26 protein-coding genes are annotated in these 23,682 nt (G+C 71.4%); 19 read left to right on the top strand and 7 right to left on the bottom strand.

Annotated features, from left to right (window positions below):
• Positions 1-16 precede the first annotated feature (16 nt).
• Positions 17-868, top strand: coding sequence for a pyrroline-5-carboxylate reductase (gene proC / locus ASL10_RS09465; RefSeq protein ID WP_056046601.1), 852 nt, complete (start codon positions 17-19; stop codon positions 866-868).
• Between the two features lie 4 nt (positions 869-872).
• Here proC and ASL10_RS09460 read toward each other — a convergent pair whose 3' ends face one another.
• Both ASL10_RS09460 and ASL10_RS09455 read right to left on the bottom strand, forming a co-directional pair.
• Entirely contained in the window at positions 873-1,544 is a 672-nt protein-coding gene (locus ASL10_RS09460; RefSeq protein ID WP_043593005.1) for a TrkA family potassium uptake protein, read from the bottom strand.
• A complete protein-coding gene (locus ASL10_RS09455) occupies positions 1,537-2,994 on the bottom strand; it encodes a TrkH family potassium uptake protein (RefSeq protein WP_056046599.1) in 1,458 nt (485 codons plus the stop codon). The genes ASL10_RS09460 and ASL10_RS09455 overlap by 8 nt, the downstream gene beginning before the upstream one ends.
• A 27-nt stretch (positions 2,995-3,021) precedes the next feature.
• Here ASL10_RS09455 and ASL10_RS16710 point away from each other — a divergent pair, with 27 nt between their 5' ends.
• From ASL10_RS16710 to ASL10_RS09440, 4 genes are all read left to right on the top strand, one after another.
• A complete protein-coding gene (locus ASL10_RS16710) occupies positions 3,022-3,558 on the top strand; it encodes a helix-turn-helix transcriptional regulator (protein ID WP_082460318.1) in 537 nt (178 codons plus the stop codon).
• 113 nt (positions 3,559-3,671) lie between these two features.
• Entirely contained in the window at positions 3,672-3,866 is a 195-nt protein-coding gene (locus ASL10_RS09445) for a helix-turn-helix domain-containing protein (protein ID WP_043593002.1), read from the top strand.
• 107 nt (positions 3,867-3,973) lie between these two features.
• Complete coding sequence (locus ASL10_RS15590; RefSeq protein ID WP_003792170.1) at positions 3,974-4,072, top strand: 30S ribosomal protein bS22; 99 nt, start codon at positions 3,974-3,976, stop codon at positions 4,070-4,072.
• Positions 4,073-4,162: 90 nt separating this feature from the next.
• On the top strand, positions 4,163-4,429 hold the full coding sequence (locus tag ASL10_RS09440; RefSeq protein WP_056046597.1) for a glutaredoxin family protein: 267 nt from the start codon (positions 4,163-4,165) through the stop codon (positions 4,427-4,429).
• A 78-nt stretch (positions 4,430-4,507) separates the two neighbouring features.
• Here ASL10_RS09440 and aspS read toward each other — a convergent pair whose 3' ends face one another.
• Positions 4,508-5,842 carry an aspartate--tRNA(Asn) ligase gene (aspS, locus tag ASL10_RS09435; RefSeq protein ID WP_056046595.1) on the bottom strand — a complete coding sequence of 445 codons (1,335 nt, stop codon included), beginning with the start codon at positions 5,840-5,842 and terminating at the stop codon, positions 4,508-4,510.
• 120 nt (positions 5,843-5,962) lie between these two features.
• On the opposite strand from aspS, the gene ASL10_RS09430 reads away from it, so the two are divergent.
• From ASL10_RS09430 to ccsB, 5 genes are read left to right on the top strand one after another with little or no spacing between them, the layout of a single operon-like run.
• Positions 5,963-6,610 (top strand): histidine phosphatase family protein, encoded by a 648-nt coding sequence (locus ASL10_RS09430; RefSeq protein WP_056046592.1) that lies wholly within the window; start codon positions 5,963-5,965, stop codon positions 6,608-6,610.
• On the top strand, positions 6,607-7,236 hold the full coding sequence (locus ASL10_RS09425) for a TlpA disulfide reductase family protein (protein ID WP_056046589.1): 630 nt from the start codon (positions 6,607-6,609) through the stop codon (positions 7,234-7,236). The genes ASL10_RS09430 and ASL10_RS09425 overlap by 4 nt, the downstream gene beginning before the upstream one ends.
• Complete coding sequence (locus tag ASL10_RS09420) at positions 7,237-8,001, top strand: cytochrome c biogenesis CcdA family protein (RefSeq protein ID WP_056046586.1); 765 nt, start codon at positions 7,237-7,239, stop codon at positions 7,999-8,001.
• Positions 7,985-9,823: a cytochrome c biogenesis protein ResB gene (locus ASL10_RS09415; protein WP_082460317.1), complete on the top strand. Its 1,839-nt coding sequence runs from the start codon at positions 7,985-7,987 to the stop codon at positions 9,821-9,823. Before ASL10_RS09420 ends, ASL10_RS09415 begins: the two co-directional genes overlap by 17 nt.
• Entirely contained in the window at positions 9,823-10,848 is a 1,026-nt protein-coding gene (gene ccsB / locus ASL10_RS09410; RefSeq protein WP_056046584.1) for a c-type cytochrome biogenesis protein CcsB, read from the top strand. The genes ASL10_RS09415 and ccsB overlap by 1 nt, the downstream gene beginning before the upstream one ends.
• Positions 10,849-10,893: 45 nt before the next feature.
• Here ccsB and ASL10_RS09405 read toward each other — a convergent pair whose 3' ends face one another.
• Entirely contained in the window at positions 10,894-11,910 is a 1,017-nt protein-coding gene (locus ASL10_RS09405; protein ID WP_056046582.1) for an o-succinylbenzoate synthase, read from the bottom strand.
• 42 nt (positions 11,911-11,952) lie between these two features.
• Between ASL10_RS09405 and ASL10_RS09400 the strand changes: the two genes are divergently transcribed.
• The 4 genes from ASL10_RS09400 to ASL10_RS09385 are packed head-to-tail and all read left to right on the top strand — an operon-like array spanning position 11,953 to position 15,482.
• Complete coding sequence (locus tag ASL10_RS09400; RefSeq protein WP_056046580.1) at positions 11,953-12,384, top strand: hypothetical protein; 432 nt, start codon at positions 11,953-11,955, stop codon at positions 12,382-12,384.
• A 44-nt stretch (positions 12,385-12,428) separates the two neighbouring features.
• A complete protein-coding gene (locus ASL10_RS09395) occupies positions 12,429-13,337 on the top strand; it encodes a 1,4-dihydroxy-2-naphthoyl-CoA synthase (RefSeq protein WP_056046577.1) in 909 nt (302 codons plus the stop codon).
• Positions 13,337-14,497: an AMP-binding protein gene (locus tag ASL10_RS09390; protein ID WP_056046575.1), complete on the top strand. Its 1,161-nt coding sequence runs from the start codon at positions 13,337-13,339 to the stop codon at positions 14,495-14,497. Before ASL10_RS09395 ends, ASL10_RS09390 begins: the two co-directional genes overlap by 1 nt.
• A 28-nt stretch (positions 14,498-14,525) precedes the next feature.
• Positions 14,526-15,482 (top strand): 1,4-dihydroxy-2-naphthoate polyprenyltransferase, encoded by a 957-nt coding sequence (locus ASL10_RS09385; protein WP_082460316.1) that lies wholly within the window; start codon positions 14,526-14,528, stop codon positions 15,480-15,482.
• A gap of 44 nt (positions 15,483-15,526) precedes the next feature.
• Here the strand turns inward: ASL10_RS09385 and ASL10_RS09380 are convergent, their stop codons facing one another.
• Positions 15,527-15,814 carry a DUF4229 domain-containing protein gene (locus ASL10_RS09380; RefSeq protein WP_056047790.1) on the bottom strand — a complete coding sequence of 96 codons (288 nt, stop codon included), beginning with the start codon at positions 15,812-15,814 and terminating at the stop codon, positions 15,527-15,529.
• 177 nt (positions 15,815-15,991) lie between these two features.
• On the opposite strand from ASL10_RS09380, the gene ASL10_RS09375 reads away from it, so the two are divergent.
• Genes ASL10_RS09375 through ASL10_RS09365 form a run of 3 tightly spaced genes read left to right on the top strand, consistent with a single transcriptional unit; the run spans position 15,992 to position 19,017 of the window.
• A complete protein-coding gene (locus tag ASL10_RS09375) occupies positions 15,992-16,351 on the top strand; it encodes a PLD nuclease N-terminal domain-containing protein (RefSeq protein ID WP_056046571.1) in 360 nt (119 codons plus the stop codon).
• Positions 16,352-18,112: a 2-succinyl-5-enolpyruvyl-6-hydroxy-3-cyclohexene-1-carboxylic-acid synthase gene (gene menD, locus ASL10_RS09370; RefSeq protein WP_056046569.1), complete on the top strand. Its 1,761-nt coding sequence runs from the start codon at positions 16,352-16,354 to the stop codon at positions 18,110-18,112.
• Positions 18,113-18,165: 53 nt separating this feature from the next.
• Positions 18,166-19,017, top strand: coding sequence for a PPK2 family polyphosphate kinase (locus tag ASL10_RS09365; RefSeq protein ID WP_056046567.1), 852 nt, complete (start codon positions 18,166-18,168; stop codon positions 19,015-19,017).
• 29 nt (positions 19,018-19,046) lie between these two features.
• Here ASL10_RS09365 and ASL10_RS09360 read toward each other — a convergent pair whose 3' ends face one another.
• Both ASL10_RS09360 and ASL10_RS09355 read right to left on the bottom strand, forming a co-directional pair.
• Positions 19,047-20,456: an MFS transporter gene (locus tag ASL10_RS09360; protein WP_056046565.1), complete on the bottom strand. Its 1,410-nt coding sequence runs from the start codon at positions 20,454-20,456 to the stop codon at positions 19,047-19,049.
• A complete protein-coding gene (locus ASL10_RS09355) occupies positions 20,453-21,685 on the bottom strand; it encodes an isochorismate synthase MenF (RefSeq protein ID WP_056046563.1) in 1,233 nt (410 codons plus the stop codon). The genes ASL10_RS09360 and ASL10_RS09355 overlap by 4 nt, the downstream gene beginning before the upstream one ends.
• Before the next feature lie 52 nt (positions 21,686-21,737).
• On the opposite strand from ASL10_RS09355, the gene ubiE reads away from it, so the two are divergent.
• A complete protein-coding gene (gene ubiE / locus ASL10_RS09350; protein WP_233568365.1) occupies positions 21,738-22,478 on the top strand; it encodes a bifunctional demethylmenaquinone methyltransferase/2-methoxy-6-polyprenyl-1,4-benzoquinol methylase UbiE in 741 nt (246 codons plus the stop codon).
• On the top strand, positions 22,475-23,614 hold the full coding sequence (locus tag ASL10_RS09345) for a polyprenyl synthetase family protein (RefSeq protein ID WP_056046562.1): 1,140 nt from the start codon (positions 22,475-22,477) through the stop codon (positions 23,612-23,614). The genes ubiE and ASL10_RS09345 overlap by 4 nt, the downstream gene beginning before the upstream one ends.
• Positions 23,615-23,682: the final 68 nt, after the last annotated feature.

The raw sequence follows: 23,682 nt of genomic DNA, 5'->3' as shown, positions 1-23,682 counted from the left end.
ATCCTAGGATGGCCGGATGGTCACCACCCTCCCCACCACAGCGATTCTCGGAGCCGGCTCGATGGGCGGCGCGATCCTGCAGGGCCTGCTGCGCCCCGAGGTGTCCGTCGACGGGGGCGTGCGGGTGACGAACCGCACCGAGGTCAAGGCCCGCGCGCTGCGGCACGGCGGGGTCACCTCCTTCGCCACCGAGACCGACCCGAGCGCCAACTCCTCCGCGGTCGTCGGTGCGCGGCTGGTGCTGATCGGCGTGAAGCCGCACATGGTGGTCGACCTGCTGCACGAGATCGGTCCCGTGCTCGACGCGGGCGCCGTCGTCGTGAGCCTGGCCGCCGGCGTGACGACGGCCACGATGGAGGCGGCGCTGCCCGAGTCCGTGTCGGTGCTGCGCTCCATGCCGAACACGCCGTCGCACGTCGGTCTCGGGGTGACCGGCCTGAGCGCCGGGTCGCGCTCGACCGACGCCGACCTGGCCCTGGCCCGGTCGCTCTTCGCCGTCGTCGGCGACGTCGTGGTCGTCCCCGAGGCGCAGATCGACGCGCTCAGCACGATCTCGGGTTCGGGCCCCGCGTACGTCTTCTACCTCGTCGAGCAACTGCAGGAGGCGGCGGTCGCGTTGGGCTTCACCCGCGCGCAGGCCGCCACCCTGGTGCAGGGCACGTTCCGTGGCGCGAGCGAGCTGCTCGCGACGAGCGACGTCCTGCCGGCCGACGCCGCACCGGCCGAACTCCGTCGCCGTGTCACGAGCCCTGGCGGAACGACCGAGCGCGCCGTGGCCGAACTCGCCGACGGTGGTCTGCTCGAGCTGTTCGAGCGGGCGACCCAGGCGGCCCTGGCCCGCAACCGCGAGATCGCCGAAGGGCGCTAGGCGATCAGCCCTCGAGGGCGGCGAAGCGCTCGATGGCGCGGCTGTCGCCCGACACGATGATCAGGTCGTGGTTGCTGATGACCGTCTCAGGGGTCGCCTCGACGAACGCCCCACCGGGGCTCTTGACGCCGACGATCGTGATGCCGTACTTCTTGCGGATGTTCGACGCGGCCAACGAGGCACCGCGGACGGGCTTCGGCGGATACATCTTGACGATCGCGAAGGCGTCGTCGAACTCGATGTAGTCGAGCATCCGGCCCGAGACGAGGTGCGCGACGCGCTCGCCGGCCTCGCGCTCGGGGTAGATGACGTGGTTGGCACCGATGCGGGCGAGGATCTTGCCGTGCGACTGGCTGATCGCCTTCGCCCAGATCTGCGGCACCTTCAGGTCGACCAGGTTGGCCGTGATGAGCACGCTGGCCTCGATGGACGAGCCGACGGCGACGACCGCGATCGAGAAGTCCTGCGCGCCGATCTGCTTGAGGGCGTCGATGCTCCGGGCGTCGGCCTGCACCGCGTGCGTCACGCGGTCGGCCCACTTCTGCACGAGCCCGGCGTCGGTGTCGACCGCGAGCACGTCACGGTCCTGCCGTTCGAGCTGTCCGGCGGTCGCGGCGCCGAAGCGTCCGAGGCCGATGACGAGCACCGGGGCGTCGTGCTTGATCTTGTCAACCAACGATCGGTCGCTCCTCGGCTCGGGTGAACAGCTGGCGTCGTTGGCTGGCGGCCAGGGCGACGGAGAGTGTCACTGTACCAACGCGGCCCATCCACATCGTGACCGCCAGGATGTACTTCGCCGAGTCCGGGAGGCGGTCGGTCAGGCCGGTGCTGAGCCCCGAGGTGGCGAAGGCCGAGATGGACTCGAACAGCACGTGGTCGAGGGGCTCCTTCGTGATGTGCATGATCAGGATGCTCGACACGGCGACGATCGTGGCGCCCCAGAGGACGACGCTGACGGCCAGGCGCAGGACGTCGCTGGGGATGCGGCGGCCGAAGGCCTCCATCGACCGCTGGCCGCGCGCCTCCGCGAAGGCGGCCAGGAACAGCACCGCGAGCGTCGTGACCTTGATGCCACCGGCGGTCGACGCCGAGCCGCCGCCGATGAACATCAGCATGTCGGTGACGAGGAGCGACGAACCGTTCAGGTCGGAGATCTGGATGGTCGAGAAACCGCCCGACCTCGTCATCATGCTGAGGAACAGGGACTGGAACACCGTCGGACCGGCCTCGATGCCGCCGAACGTCTTCGGGTTGTCGAACTCGAGGACGATGTAGAGCACCATGCCGAACACGATGAGGATCGCCGTCGTCAGCAGGGTCAGCTTGACGTGGACGGACCAGCGCCGGGGGTTGCGGGGGTTCCGGGCCAGGGCGTAGATCACCGGGAACCCGATGCTGCCGAGGAAGACCCCGACCATGATCAGGCTGAGGAACCAGTAGTCGTTCTCGAACGCGGCCAGACCTTCGGCGTTGGGCGTGAACCCGGTGTTCGTGAAGGCCATCGCCGAGTAGTAGAAGCTGTCGAGCACCGCGTCGCCGACGGGGATGCCGTCGATCAGCATGCGGGGGATCATCAGCACCGCGATGACGAGCTGGATCACGAACGAGCTGAGGGCCACCGTCGTCAGGAGGCCACCGATCTCGCCGAGTCGCACGGCCTGCCCCTCGGGCACCGGGCCGGCGTGCACCCGCAGCGGGTTCTGGTCGCCGGCGGCCATCAGCCGGGCGCGGAGGCCGAGCTTGCGCGAGACGACGAGGCCCATGATCGACGCGAGCGTGAGCACGCCGATCGCCCCGATCTGCACGCCGACGAAGATGACAACGTGGCCGAACAGGGACCAGTGGGTGGCCATGTCGACCGTCGCGAGGCCGGTCACGCAGATGACCGAGACGGCCGTGAACACGGAGTCGGCCAGCGGGGTGATCGTCCGGTCGGCCGAGGCGATCGGCAGCGAGAACAGCAGGGTGAAGACGACGATGAGGCCGGTGAAGATCAGGATGGCGAAGCGCGCGGGCGACTTGCGACCGATGTCGTCGATCGCGTCGCTGAGTCTGCGCCAGGGCGAGCGGCCGGGGTCCGAGGGGCGGCGTCGACCGGCGACGGGGGCGCGAGTCACGACGGTCATGCTATCCCGGGTCACTACGCTGGTCGCATGCCGGACATCTTCGCCGTGATCGCCGACGCCACCCGCCGAGACCTCTTGAAGGTGCTGCTCGACGCCTCGCTGTCGACCGACTCCGCCAATGCCGACATCAGCGTGGGTGAGATGGTCACGTCCCTCGGCGTCAGCCAGCCGACCGTCTCGAAGCACCTCCGGGTGCTGCGCGAGGCCGGTCTGGTGCGCGTCCGCGAAGAGGGGCAGCACCGGTACTACTCGCTCGAGTCGGGGCCGCTCGAGGTGGTCGAGGACTGGTTGATCCCGTTCGTCAGTGCCGACTCGCTGACCTCCGAGGCGTTGGCCAGCACGCCCTTCGCCGCCTGGGCCGGCGCCTCCGTCCCCGCCCCGCTCCGGCGGGCGGCCGAGAACCTGCCCGACGCCGAGGACGTTGGGAGCACGCTGGGTCGCTACGCGGCCGGGGCCCAGCACCGCGCCTCCTCGGCCCTGCACGACGCCCAGAGCGCGCTCGGGGCCCTGGACGAGCGCGTCATCGACCCCGTCCGCAAGCGGTGGGGACGCACCGGCCAGTAGCGGCCCGGGCGCCTTTACACCGAGTCACACGCGCCCCTAGAGTTGCCCCCAGGCACATGGGGAACACCCGTCTGCTCCACAGCCCCGGCCGGGGCCCGAGACGAGGCAGGGTCATGTCGCAGGATCTGTCGGATGTGCGGTTCCTCACGGTCGCCGAGGTGGCCGACATGATGCGCGTGTCGAAGATGACGGTCTACCGCATGGTCCACTCGGGCGAGCTGCCGGCGATCCGCTTCGGGCGGTCCTTCCGCGTGCCGGAATCGGCCGTCGCGGCCGTGCTGCGAATCGGCATCGCCGACGTCGGGTAGGCCCACTTCGACTTTCTCGGGCCGTCCTAGTAGACTGACCCGAGGCATTTTTCCGCGGTTCTGTTTCGGACCCGGTCGGTCCAATCCAGAAATCAGTGAGGTCCTCTATGGGTTCTGTCATCAAGAAGCGTCGCAAGCGCATGGCGAAGAAGAAGCACCGCAAGCTGCTTCGCAAGACTCGTCACCAGCGTCGCAACAAGAAGTAGTCGCTCGACGCGAAGGCCCCCTCCGACCACCGGTCGCCGGGGGCCTTCGTCGTGCCCGGGCGCCATCCGGCCCTCGCTACCCTTGAGGGCATGGCCGAACCGCGAATCACCCTCCTGACCAAGCCGGGCTGCCACCTGTGCGACGACGCCCGTTCCGCGGTGCACGGCGTGGTGGCCGAAGCCGAGTTCGTCGATGCCGGCATGGTCGTCGACGAGAAGAACATCCTCGACGACGCCGAGCTCACCGCCGAGTACGCGGAAGAGATCCCGGTCGTCCTGATCGACGGTCGCGTGCACACCATCTGGCGGGTCGAGCCCGAGCGCCTGCGGACGGCGCTCCGCGCGGCCGTCCGCTGAGGACGGCCGACGGCGCACGACGACGAGAAGCCCCGACGAGACGCTCTCGTCGGGGCTCCTGTGATCCGTGGTGAGGAGCTACGGCTGGAGGCGCGTGGGGCCGCGGAAGAGGAAGGTCACCTCACGCAGGTTGGCCTGGTTCAGCATGAGCATCAGCACCCGGGCGAGGCCCATGCCGAAGCCGCCGTGCGACGGGGCGCCGTAGCGGAAGAAGTCGAGGTAGCTCGAGAGCTCTTCGGGCTTCATGCCCTTCTCGCGGATCTGCTGCTCGAGCACCTCGATGCGGTGCTCGCGCTGCGCACCCGTGGTGATCTCGGTGCCGCGGTAGATGAGGTCGTAGCTCTTGGTGAGCTGCGGGTCGTCGTCATGACGCATGTGATAGAACGGGCGGATCGAGGCGTCGTAGTCCGTCAGGTACACGAAGTCGTGTCCGAACTCCTCCGCGACGTACTCGGCGATGCGGCGCTCGCCCTCGGGGTCCATGTCGGCGTCCGCACGGGGCACCTCGTAGCCGCGCTCGGCCACGATGCGCTTGGCCTCGGCCAAGGGGATGCGGGGGAACGGCACGGTCGGCACCACGACGTCGACGTCGAAGAGCTCCTTGATCTCGGCGCCGTGCTTGTCGGCCACGGCCTGGAACGCGAAGGCCAGCAGCTGCTCCTGCATCTGCATGACGTCCTCGTGGCTCTCGACGTAGCTGATCTCGGCGTCGACCCCCGTGAACTCGGTCGCGTGACGCGACGTGAACGACGGGTCGGCCCGGAACACCGGAGCGATCTCGAAGATCTTGCCGAAGCCGGCCGACTGGGCCATCTGCTTGAAGAACTGGGGGCTCTGCGCCAGGTAGGCGACACCGTCGAAGTAGTCGACCTTGAACAGCTCGGCGTTCGACTCGCTCGGGGTCGCCATGAGCTTCGGGGTGTGGATCTCGACGTAGTCACGCTCGATCCACCAGGTGCGCAGGGCGTGCTCGAAGGTCGTCTGCACGCGGAAGATCAGGGCGTTGCGGGGGACGCGCAGGTCGAGGAAGCGCCAGTCGAGGCGCTTGTCGATGCCGCTGTCGGCGGCGATGGGGGTCTCGGGGTCGGCCAGCGAGTCGATGACGAGCGTCTCGACCTTGACCTCGATGCCGCCGAGTTTGACGCGCTCGTCGTGCTTGAGCTCGCCCGTGACGGTGACGAAGCTGCCCTGCGACAGCGACGAGATCGCGTCGGCGACGTCGTCGGTCTCGCCAGCGGCCTCGAGCACGTCGGCCGCGGTACGGGGGCGGACCAGTTGAAGGGCGCCCGTCTCGTCGCGGAGGACGACGAACTGCACCTTCTTCTGGTCGCGCACCGTCTCGACCCAGCCGGTCACGGTCACGGGTCCGTCGGGCAGCGCGGACAGGTCTTTGATGAGGGTGCGTTCGATCACGAGGCCCGAGTTTACAGTCACCGCCTCGCGCGACCCGCCGGACGGCCCCGCCGGACCACGGCGAGCTTGGGGCTTCCCGTGTGGGAGGTGTGCAGGCGGTCCCGACCTAGACTCGTCCGCATGCCCGCGCAGCAGATCCACCTCGTCCGGCACGGTGAGGTGCACAACCCCGAGCACGTGCTCTACGGCCGCCTCGACGGGTTCGGCCTGAGCGACCTCGGCCACCGGATGGCGGCCGCCTCGGCCGACGCCTTCCACGAGCAGGGCGTCCCGGTCCGTGCCGTCGTGGCCTCACCGCTCCAGCGCACCCGCGAGAGCGCGGCGCCGTGGTCGTCGGCCTTCGGGCTCGAGACGCAGGTCGACGAGCGGCTGATCGAGCCGAGCAACAAGTACGAGGGTCGTCGCAGCGACTTCACCATCGCGAAACAGCTCAAGGTGCCGGCCGAGTGGCCCTGGATCGTCAACCCCCTGAAGCCGAGCTGGGGCGAGGCCTACGTGAGCATCGCCGCCCGCATGCTCTCGGCGGTCGACGAGGCCTGGTCGAGCGTCGACGAGGGCGACGTCGTGCTCGTCAGCCACCAGCTGCCCATCTGGATGGTCCACCGGAGCGTGACGGGCGCCCGCCTGTTCCACGACCCGCGCCGCCGCCGCTGCACCCTCTCGAGCATCACGACGCTCGAACGCCGCGAGGGGGGCTTCGTCGAGGTCGGCTACCAGGAACCCGCTGCACACTTGAACCAGTCCGCCGTCGACCTGGGAGCAGTGTGAGCCAGAAGACCATCCGTCCGACCCGAGCCCGACTCGTGGTCCGGGGCCTCGCGCTCGCCGCAGTCCTGGGCGTCGTCGCCACGGGGTGCTCGTCCACCGCCGACGACCTCGCGAAGCAGTACGGCAACGGCACCACCGAGAACTACATCTCGGGCAACGGCACCGTGACCGAGATCGCGCCCGAGGACCGCACCGACCCGGTCGCGTTCACGGCCGAGACGGACGCCGGCGAGACCGTCTCGAGGAGCGACCACGAGGGCGAGGTCGTCGTCCTCAACTTCTGGTACGCGGCGTGCCCGCCCTGCCGTCTCGAAGCACCGGAGCTGGAGAAGCTCAACCAGTCCTACGCCGACAAGGGCGTCGAGTTCCTCGGCGTCAACGTGCGCGACCAGGCCGACACCTCCCTGGCCTTCGCCCGCACCTTCGACGTCACCTACCCGTCGGTCGTCGACGCCAACGACGGCGCGGTCCAGCTCGCCCTCGCCGGCACGATCGCGCCCAACGCCGTGCCGACCACGATCGTCCTCGACAAGCAGGGCCGCATCGCGGCGCGCATCCTGGGCGGTCTCGACGGGCCCGGCATCCTCGACACCCTGATCTCCGACACCCTCGCCGAGACGTCCTAGGTGTACCAGGGCAATCCCTTCTTCGACGCGGTCGTGGGCGGTCAGCTCGCGGTCGGCCTGCCGGTGGCCCTGCTGGCGGGGCTCATCTCGTTCCTGTCGCCGTGCGTGCTGCCGCTCGTGCCGGGGTACCTCGGTTACGTCGGCGGTCTGACGACGGGGGCGACCGAGGCGAGGGCCCGGCGCCGCGACCGCCGCCGGCTCGTCCTCGGCGTCGTCCTGTTCATCCTCGGCTTCTCGGTCGTCTTCGTCGGCACCTCGCTCGCCTTCGCCTCGGCGGGGTTCTGGTTGATCCAGTGGCGCGACGTCGTCACCCGGGTCATGGGCGTCGTGGTGATCCTGCTCGGTCTCGTCTTCATCGGGCAGTTCACGTTCTTGCAACGCACCCTCAAGCCCGGGTTCCTCCCGAAGACGGGTCTCGCCGGGGCGCCCCTGCTCGGCATCGTCTTCGGCATCGGGTGGACCCCCTGCATCGGACCCACCCTGGCCGCCGTGCAGGTGCTCGCCCTGGGCTCGGGCTCGGCCTGGCAGGGCGTCCTGCTCGGGGCCTTCTACTGCATCGGCCTCGGGGTCCCGTTCCTGCTCGTCGCGCTCGGCTTCGGCTGGGCGTCACGATCCATCTCGTTCGTCAAGCGGCACATCCGCGTCGTCAACATCGTCGGAGGGTCACTGCTCGTGCTCATCGGTCTGCTCATGGTCACGGGCCTCTGGTCCAGCCTCATGTCACACGTCGGGGCGGTGATCGCGACCTATGGCACGATCGTCTGACCGCGACGGGGGCGACGCGACCCGCGCCTCCTCGGTGGCCGCCGGGACCGACACCGGGCGGAGCGACACCGGGTTGACCGACGCGGACGCCACCGACGTCGGCGGCGACCCGTTGCGCCCGAGCGACCACATCGACTCGGTCCGACCGGCGGCCTCCGACGGCGCGGGCATCACGCAGCCGAAGCTCGGCCCCGTCGGCTACCTGCGCTTCTTCTGGCGACAGCTGACGAGCATGAAGACCGCGCTCTTCCTGCTCATGCTGCTCGCCGTCGCGGCGATCCCCGGTTCGCTCGTGCCGCAGCGCACCTCCGACCCCAACGGCGTGGTCCAGTACCGCACCGACCACCCCGACCTGTTCCCGGTGCTCGACAAGCTCGGCGTCTTCGACACCTACTCGTCGCCCTGGTTCTCGGCCGTCTACCTGCTGCTCTTCATCTCGCTGATCGGCTGCATCATCCCGCGCACCCGGCACCACTTCGAGGCGCTGCGAGCTCGACCCCCGAAGACCCCCGCGCGGTTGTCGCGCCTGGCCGGGTACCGGTCGATCACGCTCGAGACCGCAGGAGGCGCGGGTGAGGCCTCGGTCACGGCCGCCCGTGCCGTCGACGCGGCCCGGGCCCAGCTGAAGCGCTCCGGCTACCGCACGCAGGTCTTCGGCGACTCGGTCAGCGCCGAACGCGGCTACCTGCGCGAGACCGGCAACCTGGTGTTCCACTCGGCGCTCGTCGGGGTCCTCCTGACCGTCGGCGTCGGCGGCGGCTTCGGTTACTCGGGCCAGCGCGTGGTCGTCGAGGGTCAGACCTTCTCGAACGTGCTCGGCTCCTACGACTCGTTCAACCCGGGCCGCTGGTTCGACGAGGCACAGCTGTCGCCCTTCTCGATCGCGCTCGACCGGTTCTCGACCGAGTACGCGCCCGACACCGCGGGCGCGGCCGGCATGGCCACCGACTTCACCGCCGACGTCACCGCGCAGGCGCGGGGTGGCGACGCCGAGAAGACGCAGATCAAGGTCAACTCGCCCCTGTCGATCGGCGGTTCGAACGTCTACCTGCTGGGCAACGGCTACGCGGTCGACGTGACGGTGCGCGACGGCGAGGGCAACGTCGCGTTCCGGGACACGGTCCCGTTCCTGCCGCAGGACACCAACCTCACCTCGCTCGGCGTCATCAAGGTGCCCGACGCCCTGCCCCGGCAGCTCGGCATGATCGGGTTCTTCTACCCCACGGCGGCGGACAACGGCACGGGGGCCCTGACGTCCACCGACCCGGACACCACGAACCCCGTGCTCAGCCTGAACGTCTATTCGGGCGACCTCGGGCTGGACGCCGGGGTGCCGACGTCCGTCTACACGCTCGACACGGACGGTCTGACCCCGCTGGCCGGCACCGACGACGACGCGCAAGAGAAAGCGGTCCAGCTGACCCCGGGCGAGACGGCGACGATCCCCGACGGTCTCGGCACGATCACCTTCGACGGGGTGAAGCGGTTCGCCTCGTTCGACATCCACCACGACCCCTCGCAGGTCTGGGTGCTGTTGTTCGCGGGGCTCTCGTTCGCCGGTCTGCTGACCGCGTTGTTCGTGCCGCGCCGTCGGGTCTGGGTCAAGGCCACCGAGACCGGCGACGGCGTCCGGCTCGAGTACGCCGGGCTCGCCCGCGGCGAGGACCCCACGCTCGGACGCGCCGTCGGCGACATCGCCAAGGCGCACCTGGGCGGCCTGGGCGTCCCGGCCGACGTCGCGCGCGAGGTCGCCGACGACCCGGCCCGTCACGACGTCGAGAAACCCGGCCCCGCCGCCGGGGGACGCGGACGTAAGATCTGATGGTGACCGCCGACCTCGCCTACTACTCGCTCGTCGCCGTGTACTCGGCGATGGCCATCTACACGATCTCGTTCGTGGCCTTCGCCCTCGACCTGGCGAAGCGGTCCGGTGACGCCCAGCAGGCGGCGGCCCGTGCGGCCAAGGCCAAGGCCGAGGCCCTCGCGACCACCACCGTCTCGCGCTCGTCGTCGGGCGGCAGCACCGTCGTCCTCGACCGGCCGTCGGGCGGAGCGGGCGGAGCGGGCGGGGCGGTCCCCGCCGCCGGTGGGTCCGCCAAGGCCTCGAGCTTCGAGCGCGTCGCCATCGCCATGATGCTCCTGGGGTTCGTCGTCCACGTCTCCTCGGTCGTCCTGCGTGGACTGGCCGCCGGTCGCGTGCCGTGGGCGAACATGTTCGAGTTCTCGCTGACCGGCACCGCGATCATCGTCGGGGTCTACCTGGCCGTCCAGCTGGTGGTCAACCTGCGGTTCCTCGGCGCGTACGTCATGGGCCTCAACCTGGTGCTGCTCGCGATCGGCACCGTCAACTACTACGTGGCGGTCTCGCCGCTGCCGCCGGCGCTCCAGTCCGCCTGGCTGGTGATCCACGTCTTCGTGGCCATCCTCGGCACGGCGTTCTTCGCCATCGCCGCCGGGCTCTCGGCCGCCCAGCTCGTGCAGACGAAGCGTGAGCAGTCCAAGCTCGCCGGCCTGCGCTTCCTCGACACCCTCCCGGGCGCCGAGCGCCTCGAAGACCTGGCCTACCGCATCGCCCTCGTCGGCTTCGTCCTCTGGACCTTCACCCTCATCGCCGGCGCCATCTGGGCCGAGCGGGCGTGGGGCCGCTACTGGGGCTGGGACACCAAAGAGGTCTGGACCTTCATCATCTGGGTGCTCTACGCCGGGTACATCCACGCGCGGGCGACCCGTGGGTGGCGCGGGGCCCGGTCGTCGTGGTTGTCGATCATCGGCTTCGCCGCGGTCATGTTCAACTTCTCGGTCGTCAACGTCTTCTTCAAGGGCCTCCACGCGTACTCCGGTCTCTGACGCACCGACGCCGTGGCGTCGCCCGGCGCCGCGTGCGACGGGGCGTCAGCCCGCGAGCACGGCGTAGGAGGCGCGCAGCCGCTCCAGCCACACCTCGCGTCGGTCGTCGTCCACCGCGTGGCGGCGGAGCAGGTCGACGTCGACCTCGACCCGTCGCACGTCGATCTCGCCGTCGACGGGCAGCAGCGGATCACGCGTCACGTCGGCCCCGAGCAGGGCGGCCGTGCCGAGCCCGCAGTCGTGGCGGAGCCCGGGCACGGCGGCGGCGAGGTGCGCCCCCATGCTGAGCCCGACCGACGTGTCGAGGGCGCTCGACACGACGACGGGCAGCCCGGCCGCCGCGACGATGCGCAGTGCGGCGGTGACGCCGCCGAGCGGTTGGGCCTTGATCACGAGGAGGTCCGCGGCCCCGGCCCGGGCCACGGCCAGCGGGTCGTCGGCCTTGCGGACGCTCTCGTCGGCGGCGACGAGCACGCCCGTCCCCGAGACGCGGCGTCGCAGCTCGGCGAGCTCGGGCACCGTGGCGCAGGGCTGTTCGGCGTACTCCAGGGCGTACGGTGCCATGCCGACCAGCGCCTCCTCGGCCGACTCGACGGACCATCCTCCGTTGGCGTCGACGCGGACGCGCCCCTCGGGGCCGACCCAGTCGCGGGCTGCGGCGACGCGGGCGATGTCGTCCGCGAGGGTCTGACCGCGCTCGGCGACCTTGACCTTGACCGTCCGGCAGCCGCGGTAGCGGGCGAGCACGTCGGGCACCCGGTCGGCGGCGACGGCCGGCAGGGTCGCGTTGACCGCCACCCGGCGGGCGCCCCCCTCGGGGAGCCGACCCCAGCCGAAGTCGATCGTGGCCGCGAGCCAGGCGGCCGCCTCGGCCGGTCCGTACTCGACGAAGGGGCTGAACTCGGTCCAGCCCGACGGGCCTTCGACCACCAGGGCCTCGCGTGCGTCGAGTCCCCGGAACCGGGTGCGGAGGGGGAGACGGACGACGTGGGCACCCTCGACCAGGTCGGCCAGGGGAGGCAGCGGGGGAGTCGTGGACGGTGCGCGGTCGACGGTCGGCATCCGCCCAGTGTCGCACCGGGGACCCCGGTAAGGTCGTGCGTCATGGTCGACCGCGAACCCGAGCCCGTCCGACGACCGGAGCCCTCACCCGACGATCCCTCCGACCCGGGGCGCGACGGCCTCGGCCGCGCCTCGTCCGAGGCCGACGGCCTCCGGGTCTTCGACGGTCCCGGTCACGACGTGCTCGACCCTGCGCGCAGCCGACGCCTCGGCGTCGTCACGTTCGTCCTGGCCGTCGTGCTGCTCGCACTCGACGGTGTGGCCCTGGGACTCCTGGCCGCGGACGCCGTGAGCCCGGCCGCCGTCCTCGCGTTGGTCACCCTGTTGGCCTCCGTCGTCGTCGGGGTGATCGGTCTGATGGCCGCCGTCCTGCGCCGCGGGCGGTGGTGGGGGGTGGCCGCGGTGGTCCTCAGCTCGCTGTCGAACCCGTTCGTGCTCGTCTGGCTGATCGGGCGGTTCGTCTCGACGGTCTGACCCCGCCAGGCGGCGAGGTCGGACCCCGTCGCTAGGCTGGCGACATGGCTTCCGAGGTGTCCGACCTGTTCGATCCGACCGAGTGGCGGGGGGTCGAGGGGTTCGACGCCCTGACCGACGTCACCTACCACCACAGCCTCGACGGGCGGGTGGCCCGCGTGGCCTTCGACCGCCCCGAGGTGCGCAACGCGTTCCGGCCGCACACGGTCGACGAGCTCTACCGGGTGCTCGACGACGCCCGCATGAACAGCCGCATCGGGGTCGTCCTGCTGACCGGCAACGGTCCCAGCGCGAAGGACGGGGGCTGGGCGTTCTGCAGCGGTGGCGACCAGCGCATCCGCGGTCGTGACGGCTACAAAGCAGAGGGCGACCAGGCGAACGTGCCCGACCCGGCGTCGGCGGGGCGGCTGCACATCCTCGAGGTGCAGCGGCTCATCCGGTTCATGCCCAAGGTCGTCATCGCCGTGGTGCCCGGTTGGGCGGCCGGTGGCGGCCACTCGTTGCACGTCGTCTGCGACCTGACGATCGCCAGTCGCGAACACGGTCGGTTCAAGCAGACGGACGCCGACGTGGGGTCGTTCGACGCGGGCTACGGCAGCGCCTACTTCGCCAAGCAGATCGGGCAGAAGTTCGCTCGCGAGGTGTTCTTCCTGGCAGAGGAGTACAGCGCCGACCGTGCCCACGAGATGGGTGCCGTCAACCGGGTCGTGCCACACGTCGACCTCGAACGCGAGGCGCTCGCCATGGCGCGCACCATCCTGACGAAGTCGCCGACCGCCATCCGCATGCTCAAGTTCGCCTTCAACGCGACCGACGACGGCATCGTCGGTCAGCAGGTCTTCGCGGGCGAGGCGACCCGCCTCGCCTACGGCACCGACGAGGCCGTCGAAGGACGCGACTCGTTCCTCGAGAAGCGTGCTCCCGACTGGTCGCCCTTCCCCTGGCAGTACTGATGACGCGCACCCTGCGGGCGGTCGACGCACGTGAGCCCGGTGCGGTGCTCGACGCCCTCCGGGTCGCGCTCGAGGGGGGTCCCGCGGTGGCGCCCCGGACGGACGACCGTGTGCCCGCCGACCTCCCGGGACTCGTGCCGCAGGCGGTGTCGCTGGTCGTCGAGACCAGCGGCTCTAGCGGACGCCCGAAGCGCGTGGCCCTGTCCTCCGACGCGGTGCTCGCCGGTGCCGCCGCGGCCGACGGTGCCCTGGCCGGGCCCGGGCAGTGGGTGCTCGCCCTGCCGGCGCACTACGTCGCCGGGCTGAACGTGCTCGTCCGCTCGCTCGCCTCGGGCACCGAGCCGGCCCTGCTGACGCCCGGCCACTTCGACGTCGCCGGCTTCGTCGCCGCCGCCGGTCGGCTCGAGCACCCCGTGCGGTACTCGTCGCTCGTCCCCGCGCAGCTCTCGACGGCGCTGGACGCCGCCGACGAGGACGCCGGCGTGGCCGACGTGCTGCGCCGCTTCGACGCCCTCCTGGTGGGCGGGCAGGCGACTCCCGGCCCCCTCGTCGAACGGGCCCGTCGGCTCGGGGTGACCGTCGTGCGCACCTACGGGTCGAGCGAGACCAGTGGCGGGTGCGTGTACGACGGCGTGCCGGTGGGCCGCACCCGCGTCGAGGTCGTCGACGGCCAGGTCGAGCTGAGCGGGCCGTCGCTGGCCGAGGGGTACCTCGACGACCCCGAGCGCACGGCTGCGGCCTTCGTCACGCGCGACGGCCTGCGGTGGTACCGCACGGGCGACGCCGGAACTGTGTCGCCCGGCGGGGTGCTGACCGTGAGCGGCCGGCTCGACGACGTGATCGTCTCGGGTGGCGAGAAGGTGTCGCTCGGCGTCGTCGAGCGGGTCGTGCGCGAGCAGCCGGGGCTCGCCGACGCCGTGGTCGTCCGCGCGGCACACGCCCGGTGGGGCGAGGTGCCCGTCGTGGTCACCGACACCGCGCCTCCTGCGCCGTCGGCCGCCGACGACCTGGCGGCCCTGCGATCCGCGGTGGTCGCCGCCGCCGGTCGAGCCGCGGCACCCGATCGCATCGTCAGGGTCGACGCGGTGCCCGTGCTCGCGAGCGGCAAGCCGGACCGGGTGGCGCTGACCCGCCTGGTCGCCGGCCTCGCGGCAAGCTGATAGCCGGCTGCGAACTAGACTCGACCACGTGGCGAAGACGAAGACCTCGACCCCCAAGCGCAACGGCCGCCCCGGTGGCCGACCGGGCGGGCGGCCCGGCAAGCAGCCGGTCCGTCGCGTGACGGCCGGCGACTGGATCGGCGGTGCCCGCCTGCGCACCCTGCCGCTGGGCATCGCCCCGGTCGCCCTCGGCACCGGTGTCGCCCGGGCAAACGGTGGCTGGGACCTCACCCTGGCGCTTCTCTGCCTCGCCGTCGCGGTGTTCCTGCAGATCGGCGTCAACTACGCGAACGACTACTCGGACGGCATCCGCGGCACCGACGACTTCCGGGTCGGGCCCTCGCGACTGACCGGCTCGGGCAGCGTCCGTCCGAAGACCGTGCTGAAGGTGGCGCTGGCGTTCTTCGCCCTCGCGGCCGTCGCCGGTGTCGTCGTCGTCGTCATCACCCAGATCTGGTGGCTGCTCGCGGTCGGCGCCGCCGCGGTCGTGGCCGCCTGGTTCTACACCGGCGGCAAACGGCCCTACGGCTACAACGCCCTGGGCGAGCTCTTCGTCTTCGTGTTCTTCGGGCTCGTCGCGACCGTGGGCACGACCTTCGTACAGCTGCGCGAGTTCCCGTTCGACGCCTGGGTGGCGGGGGTCGCCGCCGGGCTGTTCGCCTGCGCGGTCCTGATGATCAACAACGTGCGCGACATCCCGCAAGACACCGCCGCCGGCAAGCGCACCCTCGCGGTCGTCGTCGGCGACCCGGTGGCGCGCGCCCTCTACGCGCTGTTCCTGCTGCTGCCGTTCTTCATCCTCGTGTACTTCGCGTTCCTGTACCTGCACGCGCCCTACGTCTACTTCACGCTCATCGTCGCGGTGCCCGCCGCGGTGATCGGCGTCACGGGCAAGACGCCCCGTGAGCTGATCCTCGCCCTGCAGCTGTCGTCGTTGACGGCCCTGGTCTGGGCTCTCGCCTTGTCGGCCGCGCTCTTCTTCTAGGGTCCGGCCCGGGCTCGCGGCCCGGGCTCGCGGCCCGGGGGCGGTCAGGCCTGGCCGTCGATGCGGCGTGCGCGCTCGCCGTCGTCCTCGGCGATGGCCTCGTCCTCGGCGACGGAGTCGTCGTCGAGCTTGGCCGGGCGCGACCGGCGGTCGGCGAGGTCGAGCGCGACCTTCCGGCGCAGCGGCGCGAAGAACAGGTACGAGACGCAGAAGCCGACGACCGCCGCGATCAGCGTGGCCCAGAAGGGGTCGAACCTCAGCACCAGCAGCAGGCCCAGCACGACCGCGAACAGGCCGAGGCGGACGATCGAGTACTTGAGCCAGGGTTTCACGACGAGGAGTCTACGGTCCGTGAGGTGTGCGCCCGCCCCGCGGCGGACGGGCCGTGCGGCCGCGATCCGACGGGCCGAGGAGGCGCGGTGCGGCACCGCCTCGCGCCGTACGTCACAGCTCCGCAACGGCCGACCGACCATCAGGCGTTGCACCGGATCGAGAACTAGGCTCGGTCCATGGTCAGGCTCTTCATCGTGGGCATCGTCGCCGCGGCGGCATTCGTCATCTTCGCGCTCATCGACTGCCTGTTCGCCGACGCCTCACGGTTCCGGGCCCTCAACAAGCCCCTCTGGGCCGTCATCATCGTCCTCCTCCCCGTCATCGGCGCGGTGCTGTGGTTCGTGCTCGGGCGGGCGCGCAAGAGCGGCCGCCCCGCCGCGACGCGCACCATCGCACCCGACGACGACCCCGAGTTCTCGGGGACGTCCTGGCGCACGACGAGCGACCTCGACCGCGAGACGACCGACGAGCGCATCCGTCGCCTCGAGCAAGAGCTGCTCGACCTCGACAACGACGACAAGACCGGCAAGCAGTAAGTGACCAGTCCGTCGACCGAGTACGCCCTGTCGCTGCTCGCGTCCCTCGCCGACGCGGGTGTCCGCGACGTGGTGCTCAGCCCTGGGTCCCGAAGCCAGGCCCTGGCCCTCGCGGCCGCCGAGTTCGAGATCGCCGGTCGGTTGTCGGTCCACGTGCGCATCGACGAGCGTTCGGGCGGATTCCTGGCGTTGGGTCTCGCCGCCGAGACGGGCGTCCCGAGCGTCGTGATCACCACGTCGGGCACCGCCGTGGCGAACCTCCACCCCGCCGTGCTCGAGGCGCACCACTCGGGTGTGCCCATGATCGTCGTGAGCGCCGACCGTCCCTCCGAGATGCGCGGGATCGGCTCGAACCAGACGACGGTGCAACCAGGTCTCTTCGCGAGCGCCGTCGGGTGGGTGCGCGACGTCGAGGCTCCCCGCTCCGGCCCGGTCGACCACGAGGCCGTCCGCACGCTCGCGCGCGAGGCCGTCGCCGAGGCCCTCGGCGGCGACTCCCACGGTGCCCTCGGGCGTTCGCGCGGCCCGGTCCAGCTCAACGTCGCGTTCCGCGAGCCCCTGTCGTCGGGCGAGCAGTCGCTGCCCGCCGCCCACCCCGCGCCGGTCGAGGTCGCGCCGCCCGTGGCACCATCCGCGCTCGGGGTCGACGTCGACCCCGCGACCCTCGTCGTCGCCGGGCACGCCGCCGGCCCCGAGGCCGAGGCCGCTGCCCGGGCACTGGGTGCCCCGCTCGTGGCCGAGGTCTCGAGCGGGGCCCGTTTCGGGCCGCACCTCGTCTCGTCGTACCGTGCCCTGCTCGACGACGCCGACTTCGGCGGCCGCGTCCGTCGGGTGGTGGTCTTCGGGCACCCGACCCTCAGCCGTCAGATCCCCTCGCTGCTCACCCGTGACGGGGTCGAGGTCGTGGTCGTCCGTGCGGCGGGGGCTGAAGCCTACGACCCGGGTCGCTCCGCGCGCGTGGTCGAGGCCGTCGAGGTGGACCGCGCCTCCTCGGGGGTCGGTTCGACCGACGACGCCGCTCATCGCACGTGGGTCGGGCGCTGGGTCCACACGGGTCGTCGCCTGCTCGAGGCCGAGGCCGAGGCCGAGGCCGAGTCCGAGGACGCGGCCGACGGTCCCGGGGTCGACGGGACGGCCGAGGGTTCGGCCGGTCGCACCGAGGCGGCCGAACAGGCCGAGTTCCTGCGTCGCGAGGTGCAGCTGCTGCGACGGCCGGTGACGCGCCGCGCCCTCGCCGAGGCCCTGTGGCGCGTCAGCTGGCCTCACGACCGCCTCGTCTTGGGTGCGTCGAGGCTCATCCGCGAACTCGACCAGACCGTGCCGGGCAAGAAGATCCCCGTGCACGCCAACCGTGGGCTGGCCGGCATCGACGGCACGATCGCCACGGCCACCGGCATCGCCCTCGCCAGCCAGCGTGACGACCCCGCAGCCGGCACCACCCGGGTGCTCGTCGGCGACCTGACCTTGCTGCACGACGTCGGTTCGATGCTCCTCGGCCTCGGCGAGACCAGGCCCCGGTTGCAGGTGGTCGTCGGCAACGACGGCGGCGGCACCATCTTCGACGGGCTCGAGGTCGCGGCCACCGCGTCGCCCGAGGCGATGACCCGTGTGCAGTTCACCCCTCACGAGGTCGACCTCTCGGCACTTGCCGTGGCCTACGGCTGGCAGTACGTCGAGGCGGCCACGCGGGCGGAGCTCGACCAGGCCCTCGTCGCCCGGTACGACGGGCCGGTTCTGATCGAGGTGCCCCTCTCCCGCTGAGCGTCCGCGCCACGGCAGGGCGGATCGGGTCGCTCGGTCGTAGGGTCGAGGGCATGGCCAAGACGTGGACGACCCCGCCCTCCCAGTCCCTCCGAGCCGGTGAGGGCTTCGTGCTCGCCGACGTCGACACCTCGTCCACCCCGGGCTTCGCGGGTGACAAGGCGTACGCACAGCAGGCGCTCGAGTCGGGTCGCGAGACCCTGAGCGAGCTCCAGGAGAAGATGTTCGCGCAGAGCCGGAGCGGGGGCAGCACCGGCAACGTGCTGTTGGTCCTGCAGGCGATGGACACCGCCGGCAAGGGCGGCATCGTCCGGCACGTCGTGGGCGCCGTCGACCCCCAGGGCGTCGCGCACCATGCCTTCAAGTCGCCGACGCCCGACGAGCTCGCGCACGACTTCCTGTGGCGGGTGCGGCGCGAGCTGCCCGGCCCCGGCATGATCGGGGTCTTCGACCGCTCGCACTACGAGGACGTGCTGATCGGCAAGGTGCGCCGCCTCGCGCCGCCCGAGGACATCGAACAGCGGTACGCCGACATCGTCGAGTTCGAGGACGAGCTCGTCGCGAACGGCACCACGCTGGTCAAGGTGATGCTGCACATCTCGTCCGACGAGCAGAAGGAACGCCTCGCGGACCGACTCGACCGCCCCGACAAGCACTGGAAGTACAACCCCGGCGACCTCGAGGAGCGTCTCGTCTGGAACGACTACCAAGACGCCTACGAGACGGCGATCCGTCGCACGTCGACCGGGACCGCCCCGTGGTTCGTCGTGCCGGCCGATCGCAAGTGGTACGCCCGGGTCGCCGTCCAGAAGCTGCTGATCGACGCCCTCGCGTCGCGCGGGCTCGACTGGCCCGTCGCGCAGTTCGACGTCGAGCTCGAGAAGACGAAGCTCGCGACGTCGTAGCCGGCCCACCGGCCGACGAGGTCAGGAGCCTAGGAGGCGCGGCTCCGCAACGCGTCGCCGGTCCCCTTGGGCAGCCGCAGCCCCTCGATGAGGCTGAGCAGGGCCAGCACGGCCAGCACGATCAACGCGGCCTGGTACCCGGACGCCGCGGGTGCCGGGCCGTCGGTCGAGATCGCGAGGTCGGCCACGCGGACGGCCAGCGCCGTCGCGGCGACGCCGAGCCCCACGGCGAGTTGGCTCGTGATGGACGCGATGGCGTTGGCGGGCCCGATCATCTCGGCCGGGACGTCGGCGAACTGCAGCGTGTTGTAGGCCGTGAAGCCCACGGACCGGAAGACGCCGCTGAGCAGCAGCACCCCCGCCACGACGACCGGCGAGGTGTCGGGGCCGACCAGCGCGGCCGCGACGAAGGTCGCCGCGAGGGCCACCGTCGCGACGACGATGATCGGCACCACGCGGAAGCGCTTCAGCAGCGGCGTCGTGAACGGTTTGACGGCCAGGTTGCCGACGAACACCCACATGAGCATGAGTCCCGCCTCGACCGGCGACCAGCCGAAACCGTCCTGCAGCAGCAGCGGGACGACGAAGGGGATGCCGTTCACGACGGCCCGGTAGAGCGATCCGCTGAGGTTCGTCACGCGGAACGACCCGATGCGGAAGGCCGTGAGGTCGAGCAACGGGTGCGCCGCCCGACGGAACCACCGCACGGCCACGAGGCCGAGCACCACCGCCAGGACGGCCAACAGCACGCCCGGCACGAGCGTCGTGGGCTCGCCGAGCAGCTCGAACGCCAGCACCAGTGCCACGATCGATCCCGCCACGAGCACCAGACCGACCAGGTCGAGAGGCTGGCGGTCACCGACCTCGGGGGAGGGGACGACCCTCCAGGCGACCACGAGCAGCGCGAGGCCGACCGGGACGTTGACCAGGAACACCCACTGCCAGCCGAGGTGCTCGGTGAGCAGTCCTCCGAGCAGCGGCGCGACGACCGGAGCCACGAGCGCGGGCCAGGTGAGGTAGGCGATGGCCCGGATCAGCTCGGACTTCTCGGTGCTGCGGAGGACGATCAGTCGGCCGATCGGCACCATCATGCTGCCCGCGAAGCCCTGCACGACCCGGGAGGTCGTGAGGGCGACCAGGTCGGTGCTCGCGGCACAGGCGACCGAGGCGAGGACGAAGAGCACGACGGCCGCGAGGAACACGCGGCGGGCGCCCCAGCGTTCGGCGAGCCAGGCGCCCAGCGGGATGAACGCCGCCACGGCGACGAGGTAGCCGGTCACGGCGAGTCCGAGCTGCGCGGGCTGGACGCCGAAGTCGGTCGCGATCGTGGCGGTCGCCGTCGACAGGATGGTGGCGTCGAGGTTCTCCATGAAGAACGCGGCCGCCACGACGAGGGCGACCGGACGCGACCACGTCGTCGCGGGGGCGGGCGCGGTCATCGGCTGAAGGCGTCGACCACGGGGCGGAACTTCATGGCCGTCTCGGCCACCTCCCTCTCGGGCACGGACTCGGCGACGACGCCGGCCCCCGCGAACGCCCGCACCGAGCCGTCCCGGTCGACCTGGGCACACCGGAGGGCGATGGCCCACTCGCCGTCGCCGTCGGCACCGACCCAGCCGACGGGCCCCGCGTAGCGACCACGGTCGAACGGTTCGAGTTCTCGGATCAGGGCCAGCGCCTCCTGCGTCGGGGTGCCGGCGACGGCCGCCGTCGGGTGCAGCGAGGCGATGAGGTCGAGCGAGCTCGACCCGTCGGTCAGGCGGCCCCGCACGTCGCTGGCCAGGTGCCAGAGGTTGGGGAGGCGCAGGGTGAAGGGCTGCTCGCCCGTCACGACGTCCCGGGCGTGCGGTCCGAGCGACAGCAACAGGCTGCGCAGGGCGAAGGCGTGTTCGTCGAGGTCCTTCGGAGACGTCGCCAGGGCGAGGGCGGCCTGCTCGTCGGTGGCCGCGTCGACGCCACGGGCCGCGCTTCCGGCGAGGACCCGGGCCGACACCTCGCCCCGTTCGGACTTGACGAGCGTCTCGGGGCTGGCCCCGATCAGTCCGTCGACGGCGAAGGCGTAGCAGTCGGGGTAGGCGGTGAGCAGGGTGGCGGCGACGAGGCGCAGGTCGGCCTCGGGGGGCAACGTGCCCACGAGGTCGCGTGCGAGCACGACCTTGCTGACCCGACCGGTGCCGATGGCGTCGACGGCCCGGGCCACGGCCGTCGCGTAGCCGTCGGCGTCGAGGGCGCCGTCGGCCAGCGAGAGGCGGACGGAGGCGCCGACCGGCTTCCCCGCGGGCAGCTCGGCGTCGTCCACCCTCGTGATCCAGGCGACCCCGTCGCGCCGTCCGATGACGATGCTCGGGACGATCAGCACGCTCGTCTCGGCGGACTCGTCGTCGAACGCGAACGAGCCGAACGCGACCAACCCGGTACCGGGCACGCCGACCTCGTCGTGCACCGTGGCGGAGGCCGCCACGGCACGCCAGGCGTCGGCGGCCTCGGTCATGCGGTCGGGCCCGGAGAACTCGAGACGGAGGGCCTCGCCGACGCCCGCCATGCCCGCCCCGCCGCGGACGAAGACCAGCGGACGCGCCCGGTCGACGACGTCGAGCAACGGGCTGACGTGGTCGATTCGCGTGGTGCGGACGGCGAGTGACGGAGCGCGGGACGCGGGGGACTTCACTCGTCGACCCTACTCGGGACACCCCCAGTGCTTGACGGTAGGATCCACCATCGTGACCAAGGCCGACATGAACAAGCAACCCGACGAGGTCGCCTCGATGTTCGACGGCGTCGCGCGCCATTACGACCGCACGAACGACGTGCTCTCGGCGGGCAACGCCGTCCTGTGGCGCATCGCCACCGTGAAGGCGATCGGTGCCGGTCCGGCCGACAAGGTCCTCGACATCGCAGCCGGCACGGGCACCAGCTCGGCGGCCATAGCGCAGCGGGGTGCCGAGGTCGTCGCCCTCGACTTCTCGAAGGGCATGGTCGAGGTCGGCCGCGAACGCCACCCCGAGCTCGAGTTCGTCGAAGGCAACGCCGAGTCGCTGCCCTTCGACGACGACACGTTCGACGCCGTCACCATCTCGTTCGGGCTGCGCAACGTGAACCGGCCCAAGGTCGCGCTGGCCGAGATGAACCGCGTGCTCAAGCCCGGTGGCCGCCTCGTCGTCTGCGAGTTCTCCACTCCGCCGTTCGGTCTCCTGCGCGCCGCCTACCGGGCCTACCTCAAGTACGGCATGCCCCTCGTCGCCAAGGTCACCAGCAGCAACGGCCCGGCCTACTCGTACCTGGCCGAGTCCATCGAGCAGTGGCCGGAGCAGCAGGTCCTCAGCCAGTGGATCCGCGGCGCCGGGTTCACCCGCGTCGCCCACCGCGACCTCAGCTTCGGCATCGTCGCCCTGCACCGGGGTCGCAAGCCGGCGTCGGGCGCCGCGCGCTCCTCCTCGCGGTCGAAGCGGGCCACGTCGTGAACGCCGGCGCCCCTCCTGCGCAGCGCAACTCGCTGGGTCGTTCGCTCGGCCTCGGCGAGAAGCTGTTCGCCACGCCGACCGAGCGTCGTTTCGTGGCCGCGGTCGACGACGGGCTCGAGCTCGTCGAAGAGGGGTTGCTGCGCGAGATCGCCTTCGCCGACGACATCGCCGACGCCACGACGCGCTACCTCCTCGCGGCCGGCGGCAAGCGCGTCCGGCCGACGCTGACGCTGCTCATCGCCCAGCTGGGCGACGGCGCGACCCCCGGGATCGTCGCCTCGGCGCAGGCCACCGAGATCACCCACCTCGCCTCGCTCTACCACGACGACGTCATGGACGAGGCGCAGATGCGTCGCGGCGTCCCCAGCGCCCAGACGGTGTGGGGCAACAACGTCGCGATCCTCGCCGGCGACCTGCTGTTCGCCCGGGCCAGCACCATCGTGTCGGGGCTCGGCCAAGAGGCCATCCTGCTCCAGGCCGAGACCTTCGAACGGCTCTGCCTCGGTCAGCTCCACGAGACGGTCGGCCCACGAGAAGGCGACGACCCGATCGCCCACTACATCGACGTGCTCGCCGACAAGACGGGGTCGCTCATCTCGACCGCCGCTCGCGCCGGCGTCATGTTCAGCGGGGCACCGCGTGAGTACCTCGCCCCCGTCGCCGAGTTCGGTGAGAAGATCGGCATCGCCTTCCAGCTGATCGACGACGTCATCGACCTGTCCGACCAGCCCGCGGAGACCGGCAAGAAGGCCGGCACCGACCTGCGGGCCGGCGTCGTCACGCTCCCGGTGCTGTACCTGCGGCAGCTGGCGCAGGCCGACCTCGAGGCGTCGTCGCTGTTGTCCGAGATCGACCGCATCGTCGACGCCACGCGTGCCGCGGCCCACGGGTCGAGCGGTGAACCGAACCTCGAGGGCGGCACGTCGGCGTCGCTCGCCGACGCGACGGCCCACCTCGACGACGAGTTCGCCGACCTGGTCCGACGCGTCCGTCAGCACGAGGTCACCGAACGCACCCGGGTCGAGGCTCACCGGTGGGCCCGCGAGGCCCTCGACGCCCTGTCCCCGCTGCCCGACGGGCCCGTGAAGAAGGCGCTCACCCGCTTCGCCGACCGCGTGGTCGAGCGGTCCGCCTGACCGGCGCCGCGCCTCCTCGTCCGTCTCGTCCTCGAGCACCATCGTCCAACCGGCCGGCCCCGCCGAGC

The sequence above is a fragment of the Frigoribacterium sp. Leaf8 genome (assembly GCF_001421165.1).
In the GTDB taxonomy this organism is placed as follows: domain Bacteria; phylum Actinomycetota; class Actinomycetes; order Actinomycetales; family Microbacteriaceae; genus Frigoribacterium.
The sequence above is the reverse complement of the archived record's forward strand: the minus strand, read 5'-3'. Positions and strand labels throughout refer to the sequence as shown.